Here is a 13,304-nt window from a genome sequence, read left to right as displayed (position 1 = left end):
TGGGACAGCACTCGAAGCTCTGCGGACGTCGAGCAATTCATGGCTTCGGGCAGCACGGGTCCCTGCCAAGAGTCTGGCAGGGGCCCGTGGTGTAGGGAGCCGAGGGGGCTGGGACCCGTCCCTAGATGAGCAGCATCCTGGCCAACACGGCTACCGTCTGCTGGTGGCCTGACGGCCCGGCGTCACTTCAGGTGTCGGGTGAAGAACTGGGCCGCGGCGTCCCCCGCGAACTGCGGAACGCCGGTGTGCCCGCCCATATTGGCGTGCAGCGTCTTCTCCTTGGAGCCGAAGGCGTCGAACAGGTCCAGGGCCGCCTGCCGGTCGTTCCCTTCGTCGTCCCACTGCAGCAGGACGTGCAGAGGGATGGTGACCTGGCGGGCCTCCTCGAACATGGCGCGAGGGACGAAACTCCCGGCGAACAGAACAGCGGCCGAGATACGCGGCTCGACCACCGCCAGCCGAGTCCCGATGGAGATCACTCCCCCCGAGTACCCGACCGGGCCGCCGATCTCGGGCAGCGACAGGAGGGCGTCCAGGGCGGCCTGCCATTCCGGGACCGCCTTGTCGACCAGGGGGAGGACAAGGGCGTCGATGATCTCGTCGCTGACCGGCTCGCCGGCCTCCATAGCCCGGCGCAGGTCGGCGACGGCCTGCTCGGCTGCGGGCAAACGGGGCCGGTCGCCGCTTCCGGGGAGCTCGATGGTGGCCGTGGCGAAGCCGTCCGCCGCGGAGTGCCGGGCCCGGGCCAGCAGCCGGGGGTACATCTTGCGCAGCCCGAGAGGAGGGGGGCTGAGCAGGATCAGCGGCGCCGGTGCGGATGTGGATGCAGATCCGGGCGTCCACAGGATGCCGGGGATCTCGCCGAGGGTGAATTCGCGCTCAAGGACAGCGTCGTCGAGACGCTGTTCAGAAGTGAATTGCACGGTCATGCCTTTCGGGAGTGCCATGGAACGGCGCTCCCGGACGACCTACCGCCCGACCGTGACCCCGGAGGGGAGCACCCATGTCGATACGTTCACGGGTACCACCTCCTCGCTCTCTTGCACGGCCTCCGAGAACATAGCAGTGGCTGCCGTGGTTCCGCCAACGGGTTTTTGAGGAGGCTCTGCGGCCGAACACCACGGCGTCGGAGTCACGCCTGTCACTGGTCGGGAAGCGCACGTCCGCCACCGATTTCGAGCACCGGAAAACCGGCAACCAACCGCTGACGGACGATCTACTGCGCAGACAGCCGCCCATGACCAGCGTGAGCACCCTGAGCACCGGTCACACCAGCCCTTTGACCTGCGACTTCAAGTTGGCGAGGGCTCAGGGTCTCGCACACTCCCGCGCGCCCTTCACCACATCGACCTCGCCCCTCGGCGACCCCGGCGCCCGGCGAAACGGAGGAGATCACCCTCCAGGACGACTGCGCACACATGCCGGTAGGCAGTGCCCTGCCCGGCCTCCACCAGGCGCGCGGGGGTTGGATGACGACAAGGAACGCGGTTCGAAACGGGAGAGGTGCCAGGGTGCCAGGGGTGCTGGTCGTGTTCAGGTGTCGGTCGTGTGCTGCTCCCTTGTCGAATTCCGTTGGGGCAATGTGAGTGGAAGCCGCTGCCGTCCGTACGGGGCCGGGAGCACTACACATACGGTCCGTCGACAGTGCCTGCCGGTTTCTTTTCCGGTGCCCCAGACCCGTACGGTCCCGCTGGACCGAGTGCCACCCGGGTGATCAACCCCCTGGATGGTGTGCTCCTGCGGCCCCACACGGACCCGTCTCGGCTTTACGGGTGTTGTCGGCGGGACGGGCTCAACGGACCGAACCTGCTGTGCGCCCACTGCGGCAGCGAGGTCGGCATCGAAATCTCCGATTGCTGGACCGCGTACGACATCCGACTGCTGAACACAGCCGTCTCGGGAAGCCCTCACGATCAACCGACAAGCCTCGGCACCAGCACGACACGAGGACATGCTTCCGAAGAAGCTCAAAGACCGCACAGCCGAACATCTCGCGCTTGAGCGCCTTGATCCAGTTGACATAGCCATCGACCGCGCCAGAACCCCAGAGCAGAAAAAGGACCCCGATGAGGCATCGCTGTCACAGTCGACACCGGCAGCGGCAGCGGCAGCGGCAATCGCGCAGGGCCTACGACGAAGGGTGGCCTCTAACAGTGGGTGTGAATGGTTGAGTGCAGGAAATCTCGGCGAGAATGATCTTGCTAAAGGCTGTCCCGTAACTACGGCCGAGGGCTACCCTCGCGTACTTCTGCACCACGCACCTGGGGCCAGTGTCGGCGGGTGTGACATCGTGGCGATCATGGGTGACTCAAGGGCGTACCCGCTCTTCAGGAGTGCCAGCGCAGCGGACACGCTCACGCTGGCACGGCGTCTGTGCTCGCTGATGGAGAAGCGGGATTCGGTTGTCGAGCTAACCGCTGAGCTGCAAACGGCCGAGGACGTGTGGAGGATGGTGGGGGTGCTGCCAAAGGCTGTCTACAACGCACAAGGCATGCCGTTCGACTCATATGAGTGGACTCATGAGTACCGGGCGGACACGTTGCCCAGGGATTCATATGGGCTCGTGACGTTGCTGCCGTTCCGCGTGGACGCCGAGGCGACGGTGGGTGATGAGCTGGAGGATCTCTTCGTCCAGGCCCTGGGCCGTGGCCCCGCGTCGATTTACTGGGACGGCAGCTGGCCAGACGTGCCGGAACTCGATCTTGAGGCGTATGCGAAGTACGAGGCAGTCCAAGTGGTGTTCAACAGCCTCGACATTGACGGGGAGCTTCCCGCCGATGAGCACACGGTGTTCGTGCACCTGTCCAAGTTCGGGGATCTCCCCCGAGCGGAGTGGTTGGCGCGGCAGGTCGGTGCGGAGGTACTCGGGGAGTCCGTGCCTGGCAGGTGACCGAGGCGACGGACAGACGCGCCGTGGTCAGCAGGCATGATGCGACGATCTGTTTGTGGCTGGTGTGATCACGGCGTCGGATCCGTCCTGGATAGCCCCGTTTACCGAGCTCAGCCCACGAGCCTTCGGGAAGCTGGTGACGGTTCTGCGGCGCGAGGGTGCGGACGTGGTCCGCAAGGGCCGGCCGTGGAGTCTTCCACTGGAGGACCGGGCCCTGCTGGTCGCGGCTTACTGGCGCACGAACCTCACGATGCGGCAGCTCGCGCCGCTGTTCGGGGTCTCGAAGTCGGCGGCGGACCGGATCATCGACCACCTCGGGCCGATGGTCGCCCTCCAGCCCCGCAAGCGGTTCACCAAGGACGCCGTGCTCATCGTCGACGGCACCCTGGTCCCCATCCGCGACCACGCCATCGCCGAGCGATCGAAGAACTACCGGTACTCCACCAACCACCAGGTCGTCATCGACGCCGACACCCGCCTGGTCGTCGTAGTCGGCCGGCCGCTCGCCGGGAACCGCAACGACTGCAAGGCATGGGAAGAATCAGGGGCCAAAGCCGCCGTCGGCAGGACCCTCACGATTGCCGACGGCGGCTACCCGGGCACCGGACTGGTCATCCCGCACCGCCGCGGGCGCGGGCAGAGCGAACTACCCGACTGGAAAGAGCAACACAACAAGTCCCACAAGCAGGTCCTGGCTCGTGTCGAGCATATCTTCGCCCGCATGAAGACGTGGAAGATCCTTCGCGACTGCCGCCTCAAAGGCGACGGCGTCCACCACGCCATGCTCGGCATCGCCCGGATGCACAACCTCGCCCTCGCCGGATAGGCCAGCGGGCTACACGACCACCAAGCCTGCCCGAGGAGACTCGGAGATCATTTACGGGACAGCCCTTACGTGGAGAACCGTCCGGTCTGCTCCGCCGAGGTGTTCCACCACGCGGGAGTCGCCGGCATCTACAACATCTTCACGCCGGCCGCCCACCGCCGGCGCGGCTACGGCGGAGCCATCACGCTCACGGCCCTCCACACAGCCCGCGAGCGAGACCACCGCATCGCGGTCCTGCAGGCATCGGCCGACGGCGAGCCCGTATACCGCCGCCTGGGGTTCCGCGCCTGCGGCCAGTTCGTCGAACATGCCATCAACGCCTGAACCGCCCGGACGTCCACGGAGGTCCGCCCGTCATCCCTGAATGAGCCGTCAGCCATTCATTGATGGCCGCCACGAGGACAGCGGCCTCGTGGCGGCCCGCGGGCTTGTCGCATCTCGCGGCCACGGCCCGGTTCCTTTCGAGACGGTTGATGCCGTACTCGACGGCATGCCGAGCCTTGCAGTCCTCGGCGTCGAACCCGGGCGGGCGGCCACTGCGGGAGCCGCGCTTCTTGCGGTTGCGCGCCTGGTCGGCCTGTTCGCCCTTTCTGCCCTGTCCGCCATATCCGCTATGCCCGAGATGGTGCCGCGACTGCCGCGGCGGCGCAGGTAGGCGCGGTTCTTGCAGGAGGCGTACGCCTTGTCCGCGCGGACCCGGCTGGGGCGGACGCGCGGCCGGCCCGGCCCGAGGCGGGGTACACGGACCCCTCTCCAGCACGGGCTCGAACTGCGGCGAATCGCCGCGCTGCCCTGCCGGGATCACGATCGACAGGAGCTTCTGGCCCTGCTCGACCACCAAGTGCAACTTGGTGGTGAACCCGCCGCGCGACCTTCCCAACCCGTGATCCCCGGGCTCGGTGAACACACCGCCCGGCAGTTCCTTCTGCAGGCCACCCCGCATGCGGGCCCCGGCCGCATGCTGGTGAGCGCGGCAGGCCGTGGAGTCGACGCTCAGGTCCCAGACGATCGCGCCTCTCATGTCGGCCAGGGAGTGAAGCCGAGTGAGGATCCGCCGCCAGGTGCCGTTCCGCTGCCACCGGCGGAACAAGTCGTAGACCCGGCTCCACGGTCCGTACTCGACGGGCACGTCCCGCCACGGCACATCGGTCCGCACACGGAACCGCACACCGTCGATCAACTGCCGCCGCGGCCAGACGGGCGACCGGCCCACCCTCGCACCCTTCGGCAACAACGGCTCCAGCACTGCCCACTGCTCGGCCGCGAGATCTCCCCGTCCGAGGAAGCGCCGCCTCCGAACTGGGGCACTGGTACCACATGGCGGGTGTCCGGGACGCGGCGACGAACGAGATCCGGCCGTACGTCGACGGCGTCCTGGCCGCCACAGCGCTCCCGGGACGGGCTGATGTGAGCACCGGCCCGTTCGCGGTCGGCCGCGCCGAGTGGGGCGGCGGGAGCATCGACGTCTGGAAGGGTTCGGTCGACGGGGCGCACGCCTTCGACGAGGCGTTTTCCTCTGAGGAGGTGGCCGCGCCGCGCGCAGCCGGAAAGCCGTAGGGCGACGTCTACGGTGCCGTGCGGGATGACCGTGCGGCCCCGGAACCCCCCGGACCGCGAGCGCGGGATCGTGCTCCGGGACTTCGTCGTGCCCGCGGGTGGGGGCGGGAACCGGCCGTCGTGACGGCCGAAAGTTGGTATGGACCTGACAAGCAAGGCCGGTTACCGTGACGCCGGCGCCTCACTGAGAGCGCTCTCAAGCCCCCCGCATCAGGAGGTACCGTGAAACGCACCACCCCCCTGCGCGCCGCCATCGCCGCCCTGCTTCTGACAGTCGGTCTGGGCGCTGCCCAGGCCGGCGCGGCGGGCGCGGCCCCGCTTCCGGAGCGGTCGGCCGCGCCGTCCGCCTCGGCCGGACTGCTCGACGCCATGAGCAGGGACCTCGGGCTCACCGCCGCCGAGGCCGAGGAACGACTGAGCGCCGAGAAGGCCGCCGTCGCGGTGGAGAAGGCCGCTCGTCAGAGCGTCGGCGCGGCCTATGGCGGTTCGTGGTTCGATGCGGCGAGCGGCCGGCTGGTCGTCGCCGTGACCGACCGGGCCGAGGAGGCGGAGGTCCGGGCGCTGGGCGCCGACACGCGGCTGGTCCGGCACAGCGCGGCCGCGCTGGACCGCGCCAAGGCGCGCCTGGACACGCTGCGCGCACCCGCCGGAGTGGCCGGCTGGCACGTCGATCCGAGGACCAACAGCGTGGTGGTCGACGTCGTGCGTTCCGAGCGGCAGAACCCCGCCGTGCGGTCCTTCGTGGACCGGGCCCGGGCCGGCGGCCCCGTCACCGTCGCCGAGACGGAGCAGGCTCCCCGTACGTACGCGGCCGGCACGGTCGGCGGCGACCCGTACTACACGGGCAACGTCCGCTGTTCGATCGGCTTCTCCGTGTACGGGGGCTTCGTGACGGCCGGGCACTGCGGTCGGGCCGGCGCGGCGGTGCGCGGCTGGGACGGCTCCGCGATGGGCACTTTCCAGGGCTCGTCGTTCCCGGGCGACGACTACGCGTACGTTTCGATCCACAGCGGTTGGTGGACCGTGCCCGTGGTGCTCGGCTGGGGCACCATCCCCGACCAGCTCGTCCGCGGCTCGGCCGAGGCCCCGGTGGGTTCCTCGATCTGCCGCTCCGGCTCGACCACGCACTGGCGCTGCGGCACGGTCCTGGCCAAGAACGAGACGGTCAACTACAGCCAGGGTGCCGTGTACCAGATGACCAAGACCAGCGTCTGCGCCGAGGGCGGCGACTCCGGCGGCTCGTTCCTCAGCGGTGACCAGGCCCAGGGTGTCACCTCGGGCGGCTGGGGCAACTGCTCCTCCGGCGGCGAGACGTGGTTCCAGCCGATCAACGAGATCCTCGGCCGGTACGGCCTGCGGCTGCACACCGCCTGAGCCCGCGACAGCGAACGGGTCCTTCCGGGCGCAAGCGCTCGGGAGGACCTGCGGTGCGGCTCCCCCACGCCTCCGGCTCCGCCGTCGACACCGTCACCAGCCGTGCGTACCACCAGTTCGTCGGCTCGGGTGCGCGGCTGCGGGGTGACTCCGAGTGCCCCGTTCCAAGCTCCCGCGCTCCCTCAAGCCAGCCTTAAGGGAGCGTTAAGTCACGGACTGCTGGAGAAAACCGCAGTTCAGAGGCATGTAAGAACTAACCTCCGACGTTGCCATGGCAGTTACTCCTCCGTAATACTCACTGCCCGCGGGTGCCATCTCGTCACGACTGAGAGCGCTCTCAGGCGAAGAGCGCACGGTTCGACCTGCCCTGTCACCCTCGTTCCCCATCCCCCAGACAAGGGAGTACGCCCATGGCTGCTGCTCATCGCGCACGACGCTGGTCCTTCGGCGGCGTGGTGCTCGTCCTCACCGCCGCCCTCGTCGCGGCGGTCCTCATCTCCTTCAGCGGCTCGGTCGCCCCACGGGCCGGTGCCGCGGTCGCCGCGCAGACGTGGTCCGACGAGTTCGACGGCGCGGCCGGCCGTGCGCCCGACGCCGCCAAGTGGACATTGGAGAGCGGTGGTTCGGGCTTCGGCAACCACGAGCTGCAGTACTACACCAACAGCACTTCCAACGCCGCGCTCGACGGCCAGGGCCACCTGGTCATCACGGCGCGGAAGAACACCGACGCCGGCCTCGGCTGCTGGTACGGGCAGTGTCAGTACACCTCGGCCCGGCTGAACACCGCCCGGACCTTCACCCAGGCGTACGGCCGCTTCGAGGCCCGCATCAAGATCCCGCGGGGCCAGGGAGTCTGGCCGGCGTTCTGGATGCTCGGCAACGACCTCGGCACCGTGGGCTGGCCCAACAGCGGTGAGATCGACATCATGGAGAACATCGGCCGCGAGCCCAACACCGTGCACGGCACGGTGCACGGTCCCGGCTACTCGGGGGCGGGCGGACTCGGCTCCGCGTACAGCCTGCCCGGCGGCCGCGCCTTCGCCGACGACTTCCACGTGTTCGCCGTCGACTGGAGCCCCAGCTCCATCGTCTGGTCGGTGGACGGCACCGCGTACAAGACCCTCACCCCGGCCGACACCGGCGGCAAGAAGTGGGTCTTCGACCACCCGTTCTTCATCATCCTCAACCTCGCGGTCGGCGGCGACTGGCCCGGCAGCCCGGACGGTTCCACGGCGTTCCCGCAGACGATGACCGTCGACTACGTCCGCGCCTCCTCCTCCGGCAGCGCGCCCGCCGCACGCCCGATCCGCGGCATCGGCGGCATGTGCGTCGACGTCGCCGGCGCCTCCAGCGCCGACCGCACCCCCATCCAGCTGCACAACTGCACCGGCAACGCCGCCCAGCAGTGGACCGTCGGCGGCGACGGCACCGTCCGCGCCCTCGGCAAGTGCCTGGACGTGGCGGGCGGCTCCACCGCGGACGGCGCGGTCGTCCAGCTCTACACCTGCAACGGCACCAACGCCCAGAAGTGGACGTACACCGCCGCCCACGACTTCACCAACGTCGGCGCGAACAAGTGCCTGGACGCCAAGGGCAACTCCTCGGCCGACGGCACCCGCCTCCAGACCTGGACCTGCACCGGCTCCGCCAACCAGAAGTGGACGATCGGCTGACCGGCCCGTCCCACCGGACGGGCCCTCCCCTCCCGTCCTCTCCCCCTTCCTCCTGCGTCCCCGCATCCCCGCATCCCATCGCTCCCCGACCCGACCTCACTCAGAACGGACCCCCCACCGTGACGGCACGCCACCAGCGAACGATGTCCCGCAGAAAACTCCTCGCCGCGACCGCGGGCCTGGCCGTGGCGGTCCCCGCCGTGGCCACTTGGCTCGAGGCCGGCGCGAACGCTGCCACCACGCCCACGCTCCCCCTCGACCTGGTCAACACCACCGGCAACAACACGGTGTACGCCTACGTGCTCGGCCGCGACCCGGCGGCCGGTGGCAACTGGGCCTTCATCCAGGCCAACGGCTCCACCCTGTACCACCCGCCGGCCCCGGCCAACGACCAGACCCCGCTCGGGGCCGACTGCGCCATCGCTCTCAACGCGTCCGGTGCCGGGGCGCGCAGGGTCACGCTCCCTCGGCTGTACAGCGGCCGCATCTACTTCTCCGTCGGCGCGAAGCTCACCTTCCTGATGAACCGGGGCGGCGGGCTGGCCCTGCCGTCGGTGAGCAACCCCACCGACCCCAACGCGAACGTCCACCACGACTTCTGCGAATTCACCTTCAACGCCGACCAGTTGTACGCGAACATCACGTTCGTCGACATGGTCTCGCTGCCGATCGCCTTCCAACTGGAGACCGGCCAGGGCACCCAGACGGTGCGCGGGCTGCCTTCCGACGGGCTGTCCCGGGTCGCCGCGGCGCTGCGCGCCCAGTCCGCAGCCGACGGCAGCGACTGGAGCCGGCTCATCGTCAGCAAGGGCGGGGGCGACCTGCGCGTGCTCAGCCCCAACCTGGCGATCCGCGGCAACAACGCCCTGTTCCGGGGCTACTTCGACGGTTACGTCGACGAGGTGTGGAACAAGTACCGCTCCACCGACCTGCGCATCGACACCCAGTTCACCTGGGGAACGCTCACCGGCCGCGTCAACGGCGACACCCTCACGTTCCCCGGGGCCGGCAGCTTCGCCAAGCCGTCGACCCTGTCGATCTTCTCGTGCAGCGACGCGCCCTTCACCACGGGCAACGACCTGATGGGCAACCTCAGCGCACGGCTCGCCGCCGCGTTCAACCGCACCACCCTGCTGGACAACCCCCACCAGCCGACCGCCGAGAACCCTGCCGCCTTCTACACCCGGCCCCGCACCAACCACTACGCCCGCATCCTGCACGCCACGACCCCCGACCACCTCGGGTACGCCTTCCCGTACGACGACGTGCACCCGGCCGGCGTCGACTTCGAGGGCAAGGTGCAGTCCGGCAGCCCCGGCCGCTGGACCATCACCGTCGGCGGAACGGCCGGCGGCGGTACGCCGAGCCCGACGCCGACCGCCACCGCCACGGGCGGCGGGGTCAGCGCCTTCGCCACCATCCAGGCCGAGGCGTTCAACGCCCAGTCGGGGGCCCAGGTCGAAGCGTGCTCCGACAGCGGCGGGGGATCCGACGTCGGCCACCTGTCCAACGGCGACTGGCTCAAGTTCTCGTCCGTCGCCTTCGGCGCCACCGGCGCCACCCGCTTCAACGCCCGCGTCGCGTCCGGGGCCGCCGCCGGCGTCAGCGGCCTGGTCCAGGTCCGCCTCGGCAGCCCCACGGCAACCCCGGTCGGCAGCTTCGCCGTCGCCAACACCGGAGGCTGGCAGGCCTGGCGCACCGTACCCGCCGACATCGGCCGGACCACCGGCACCCACGACGTCTACCTGACCTTCGACAGCGGCCAGCCCGCCGACTTCGTCAACGTGAACTGGTTCACCTTCGCCTGAGGAATCTCCGGGCCGGGGCTCGCGGACGCGCGGGTCCCGGCCCCGTGCCGGCCGGGACGAAAGCACGGTTCTCACCGCAAGCCCGCCCCGCGGCCACTGCGGAGCGATCTCACGGATGCGCAGCCCACCTGTCTGCGCCCGGATGCCGCGGGCCGGTTTCGGCCCCGATGAGGGCGCTCGTCCCCGAGTCACCTGATCGAGGGACCAGCCTTCCGAACTGCGGTCGGTTACTCAGGTTGAACTCGTGATGTCGGCGGCAGGACCGGATGGTTGAGCTGCTGTGGCACACTCGTCCGCGTGATCGAGGTCCCAAACGATGGCTGGTCGTTCGCAGCAGCACGGGAGCCGGCTCGCTTCGGTGCTTGCGAGGTGAACGGGGCCCCTGGCGTGGAGCACGCGGTAGGCGCGCGCGGGACGCTGTGTGGCATATCGGCACGGCACACCACTGCCTATCTGCATCTTTTCGTTCCCGACGCGCTGCAGTCGTGTCGACGGTGCCGTCAGCAGGCCGACGCGGCCCCGACCCGGCCCTGTGCCCAGGAGCGCCTTTACGACCGAGTCCTGGATTCGACTCCGGGCACGATGCGCGATGAGCTGCTCGCCGCCCTTCGTACAGGGACGACGGTTCGCTTGTGGATCAACGGCCGCTCCGCAGATCTGGCAAAGTTCTACGCAAGGATCGACGAGCTGACCGAGGGTGTGGGGCCCGCTGCCGAAGCTTTCGCGTCAGCGGCGACAATCGGACTGGCGAACGTTGAGCACGACCTCTGGCGGTTCCTGGTCGTCCTGCCAGAGGGCGACGCTCCTCCGATCGTCGCTCGCGGACCACGCGACCGCTGATGCGGCCAAGTCCTGCCGATGTCGAACATGATCACGGCAACGCAGTGGTCAGCCCGGTCGCGGCCAGGCAGCCGTCGATGAGCTGCGGCCGGTACTGGATCTTCCGTAAGCCGCGTCTGACCGCCTGCCCTGGCCGTCGTCGAGCCTGGGCGGGTAGATCAGCCGGGACCGGTCCCCGGGTTTGTAGCAGGTCAGGGCGGCGATTGAGACCCGCCGACGGGAGCGGCCACGCACCCGAACGATGGGTGTTCGGCCACGGCGTCCCCAGGTGCGGGCCCGCGCCGGCGTCATCGAGACACCAGCCTCGTCCTCGAGCACGAGCCAGGCTCCGAGCGCCGCCACTAGGCTTTTACCTGCGGCCACACCTGCTTCTTCCACATCTCGACCGCCCCGTCGTCGCGCTCGATTGCCCGGCGGACCGGCTGCTGGCACGACCAGCCGTTGCGTCGCATCAACTTCCATACGCCCTGGACGGTGCAGGAGACGTGGAACCGTCGGCCGAACAGAGTTTTGATCCGCGCCAGCGTCCACCGCTGGTCCTCCCAGCCGTGAGCGAGCGGTCCCTTCTCCAACTCCCGCTCCAGCTGGTCGAACTGCCGTTCGCCGAGCCGGGGCAGCGACTGCGGCCCCTTCGACTCCAAGGCATCCGAACCTCCCTGGCGCCAGGTGTGGCACCACCGCTCCACCGACCGCACGGTGACCCGAAGGTCAGCCGCGATCACCCTGTTGCCGTCACCCCGTTCGGACCGCTCGGCGGCCTCCAGCCGTACCCGCCTCCGACACTGTTGCTCCTGGGCAGTGAAACCACCCCCCTGCGCGTATCGCACCCCGACGTCATATCGCAGGGATCAAGGTCCGTCAGCACCCACGACAAGGCGAGTTCAACTTGAGCAGTCACGCGCAGGGCGCAACATAGAGGTAGAGCCCGCCCGGGAAGCCGTCGCACGTTGCACCGGGCGGGCGCCACCATGTGGGAGATGCCTTGGACCATGTGGACGAGGGCGAACAGCACGACGTGCTGTTCCGCCGCAAAAGGGGGCGTGTCGGCAGCGTCGTGGGAGGAACCCCCGACGGGGTCCCCGTCCCCAGATCCTGGGCGGCTCTCAGAGCCCCCCGGCAGCTCTAGTCGTTGAACATCCCATGCGCCTGTTCTTCTCGACCCTCGCCGCCGGCCTCGTGCTCGGGGGACTCGTCCTTGCCGTCACCGGCAGCTTCGTGGCCGCAGCGGCCTGCGCCGCGTACGTCGTGGTCGTAGTTCCGCTCGCCGTGCTCGTGGGTCGCGCAATCCGCGGACGTTCCACCCCTCCGTCCTCTCACTGAAGGAGCCCCCTCGCGCGTACGTACTTCGGCTCTTCAATTGTCGCGGCCCGCACGCTGTACACCGGAGCACGTTGTCCGTGGGGGCGCTACCTTCAGACGATCAGACTGCAGGTGAGGCCCGTTCCGTCTCTCGTGGAAGTACGGAAGTCCCGACAGGAGGGGTGTGCCATGCCGGATTCCGAGGAGGCTTCCCAGAGAACCGAAGCGCATCCGGAGTTCCCGGACATCGTGGAACCGGTCCTCGACCTGGACCTGCGCCTCCTGGTCTCGATGGTCGACTCGGAGGAGAACCGAGGGACGAGTGTCAGCATCACGCTGCACGTGCCGGGCGGCATCGTCAGTGGCGAGCTCATCGGCCGAGAGGAGTACCTGGACCGCTGGGACGCTGTTGCAACCAACGCAGGCATGCCAGGCGTCGTCGGCTTCCAACGCAAGGCTGCAGCAGTACTGCGCCAGGCGGGAGTGCGGAAGCCGAATGACCTGCCGCGGTGGATTCACCTCCGTGACGCGGCTGTGCTGGGACCGAACGGCAGACTGTTCACGTTCCCGAGCTGGAGGGGCCGACTGGCTGACGTATCCGGCTGGGCTCTCGGGGGCATTCGGGAGGAATAAGAGGTCCTAACAGAAGTCATTAATGGGGTGACTGTCGGCTTGGATGCTCGTTGGTCCGTTCGTGGGGAAGAGGAACTCTCGACCGTGGGTCGTGTCGGACGAACTGTGGTCGCTGATCGAGCCGTTGCTGCCGGTCCCGGCACCGAAGCTGGTGGCGGGGCGGCCTCGGGTTCCTGACCGGCAGGCTCTGTGCGGGATCCTCTTCGTGCTCCACACCGGCATCCAGTGGGAGTACCTGCCCCAGGAGCTCGGCTTCGGGTCCGGCATGACGTGCTGGCGGCGGCTCGCCGCGTGGAACGAGGCCGGCGCGTGGGACCGGCTCCATGCCGTCCTGCTGACGAAGCTGCGGTCGGCGAAGCAGCTGGACTGGTCCCGGGCGGTGATCGACTCCACCCATGTCCGGG

At 69.0% G+C, this 13,304-nt stretch carries 13 protein-coding genes and 2 pseudogenes; 11 read left to right on the top strand and 4 right to left on the bottom strand.

Annotated elements, in window-relative coordinates; translation table 11 throughout:
* Nucleotides 1–182 precede the first annotated feature (182 nt).
* Nucleotides 183–923, bottom strand: coding sequence for an alpha/beta hydrolase (locus ACIQFX_RS36185; RefSeq protein WP_402472176.1), 741 nt, complete (start codon nucleotides 921–923; stop codon nucleotides 183–185).
* A 1,028-nt stretch (nucleotides 924–1,951) separates the two neighbouring features.
* On the opposite strand from ACIQFX_RS36185, the gene ACIQFX_RS36180 reads away from it, so the two are divergent.
* The 3 genes and pseudogenes from ACIQFX_RS36180 to ACIQFX_RS36170 form a co-directional block, all read left to right on the top strand.
* On the top strand, nucleotides 1,952–2,890 hold the full coding sequence (locus ACIQFX_RS36180) for a hypothetical protein (protein WP_402472174.1): 939 nt from the start codon (nucleotides 1,952–1,954) through the stop codon (nucleotides 2,888–2,890).
* A gap of 55 nt (nucleotides 2,891–2,945) precedes the next feature.
* A complete protein-coding gene (locus tag ACIQFX_RS36175) occupies nucleotides 2,946–3,716 on the top strand; it encodes a transposase (RefSeq protein ID WP_402472171.1) in 771 nt (256 codons plus the stop codon).
* A gap of 66 nt (nucleotides 3,717–3,782) precedes the next feature.
* Nucleotides 3,783–4,040 (top strand): annotated as a pseudogene (locus ACIQFX_RS36170) (GNAT family N-acetyltransferase); the annotation flags it as partial.
* On the opposite strand, the gene ACIQFX_RS36165 reads toward ACIQFX_RS36170, so the two are convergent.
* Entirely contained in the window at nucleotides 4,030–5,103 is a 1,074-nt protein-coding gene (locus tag ACIQFX_RS36165) for an IS5 family transposase (RefSeq protein WP_402472378.1), read from the bottom strand. The pseudogene ACIQFX_RS36170 and the gene ACIQFX_RS36165 overlap by 11 nt on opposite strands.
* On the opposite strand from ACIQFX_RS36165, the gene ACIQFX_RS36160 reads away from it, so the two are divergent.
* From ACIQFX_RS36160 to ACIQFX_RS36140, 5 genes are all read left to right on the top strand, one after another.
* Nucleotides 5,034–5,273: a LamG-like jellyroll fold domain-containing protein gene (locus tag ACIQFX_RS36160; protein ID WP_402472168.1), complete on the top strand. Its 240-nt coding sequence runs from the start codon at nucleotides 5,034–5,036 to the stop codon at nucleotides 5,271–5,273. The genes ACIQFX_RS36165 and ACIQFX_RS36160 overlap by 70 nt on opposite strands.
* Nucleotides 5,274–5,495: 222 nt before the next feature.
* Nucleotides 5,496–6,647 (top strand): S1 family peptidase, encoded by a 1,152-nt coding sequence (locus ACIQFX_RS36155; RefSeq protein WP_402472165.1) that lies wholly within the window; start codon nucleotides 5,496–5,498, stop codon nucleotides 6,645–6,647.
* 410 nt (nucleotides 6,648–7,057) lie between these two features.
* A complete protein-coding gene (locus tag ACIQFX_RS36150; RefSeq protein ID WP_402472163.1) occupies nucleotides 7,058–8,320 on the top strand; it encodes a family 16 glycosylhydrolase in 1,263 nt (420 codons plus the stop codon).
* A 143-nt stretch (nucleotides 8,321–8,463) separates the two neighbouring features.
* On the top strand, nucleotides 8,464–10,128 hold the full coding sequence (locus tag ACIQFX_RS36145; RefSeq protein WP_402472160.1) for a beta-1,3-glucanase family protein: 1,665 nt from the start codon (nucleotides 8,464–8,466) through the stop codon (nucleotides 10,126–10,128).
* A gap of 297 nt (nucleotides 10,129–10,425) precedes the next feature.
* A complete protein-coding gene (locus ACIQFX_RS36140; RefSeq protein WP_402472159.1) occupies nucleotides 10,426–10,968 on the top strand; it encodes a hypothetical protein in 543 nt (180 codons plus the stop codon).
* A 117-nt stretch (nucleotides 10,969–11,085) separates the two neighbouring features.
* On the opposite strand, the pseudogene ACIQFX_RS36135 reads toward ACIQFX_RS36140, so the two are convergent.
* Nucleotides 11,086–11,259 (bottom strand): annotated as a pseudogene (locus ACIQFX_RS36135) (IS630 family transposase); the annotation flags it as partial.
* A gap of 50 nt (nucleotides 11,260–11,309) precedes the next feature.
* Complete coding sequence (locus tag ACIQFX_RS36130; protein ID WP_402472157.1) at nucleotides 11,310–11,795, bottom strand: transposase; 486 nt, start codon at nucleotides 11,793–11,795, stop codon at nucleotides 11,310–11,312.
* A 313-nt stretch (nucleotides 11,796–12,108) separates the two neighbouring features.
* On the opposite strand from ACIQFX_RS36130, the gene ACIQFX_RS36125 reads away from it, so the two are divergent.
* From ACIQFX_RS36125 to ACIQFX_RS36115, 3 genes are all read left to right on the top strand, one after another.
* Nucleotides 12,109–12,288 (top strand): hypothetical protein, encoded by a 180-nt coding sequence (locus ACIQFX_RS36125; protein WP_402472154.1) that lies wholly within the window; start codon nucleotides 12,109–12,111, stop codon nucleotides 12,286–12,288.
* 168 nt (nucleotides 12,289–12,456) lie between these two features.
* Entirely contained in the window at nucleotides 12,457–12,900 is a 444-nt protein-coding gene (locus ACIQFX_RS36120; protein WP_402472152.1) for a hypothetical protein, read from the top strand.
* Between the two features lie 43 nt (nucleotides 12,901–12,943).
* Nucleotides 12,944–13,304, top strand: a 361-nt coding sequence (locus ACIQFX_RS36115; RefSeq protein ID WP_402472149.1) for a transposase, incomplete at its 3' end; no start/stop codon positions are given.

Origin of the sequence: Streptomyces sp. NPDC093089 (assembly GCF_044754405.1) — a bacterium.
GTDB lineage: Bacteria > Actinomycetota > Actinomycetes > Streptomycetales > Streptomycetaceae > Streptomyces.
This window is presented reverse-complemented; position numbering and strand designations above follow the sequence as displayed.

Coding starts and splice junctions, on each gene's coding strand:
- ACIQFX_RS36180 (WP_402472174.1), top strand. CDS start 1,952: ATGCTTCCGAAGAAGCTCAAAGACCGCACAGCCGAACATCTCGCGCTT.
- ACIQFX_RS36160 (WP_402472168.1), top strand. CDS start 5,034: ATGGCGGGTGTCCGGGACGCGGCGACGAACGAGATCCGGCCGTACGTC.
- ACIQFX_RS36150 (WP_402472163.1), top strand. CDS start 7,058: ATGGCTGCTGCTCATCGCGCACGACGCTGGTCCTTCGGCGGCGTGGTG.
- ACIQFX_RS36145 (WP_402472160.1), top strand. CDS start 8,464: ATGTCCCGCAGAAAACTCCTCGCCGCGACCGCGGGCCTGGCCGTGGCG.
- ACIQFX_RS36125 (WP_402472154.1), top strand. CDS start 12,109: ATGCGCCTGTTCTTCTCGACCCTCGCCGCCGGCCTCGTGCTCGGGGGA.
- ACIQFX_RS36120 (WP_402472152.1), top strand. CDS start 12,457: ATGCCGGATTCCGAGGAGGCTTCCCAGAGAACCGAAGCGCATCCGGAG.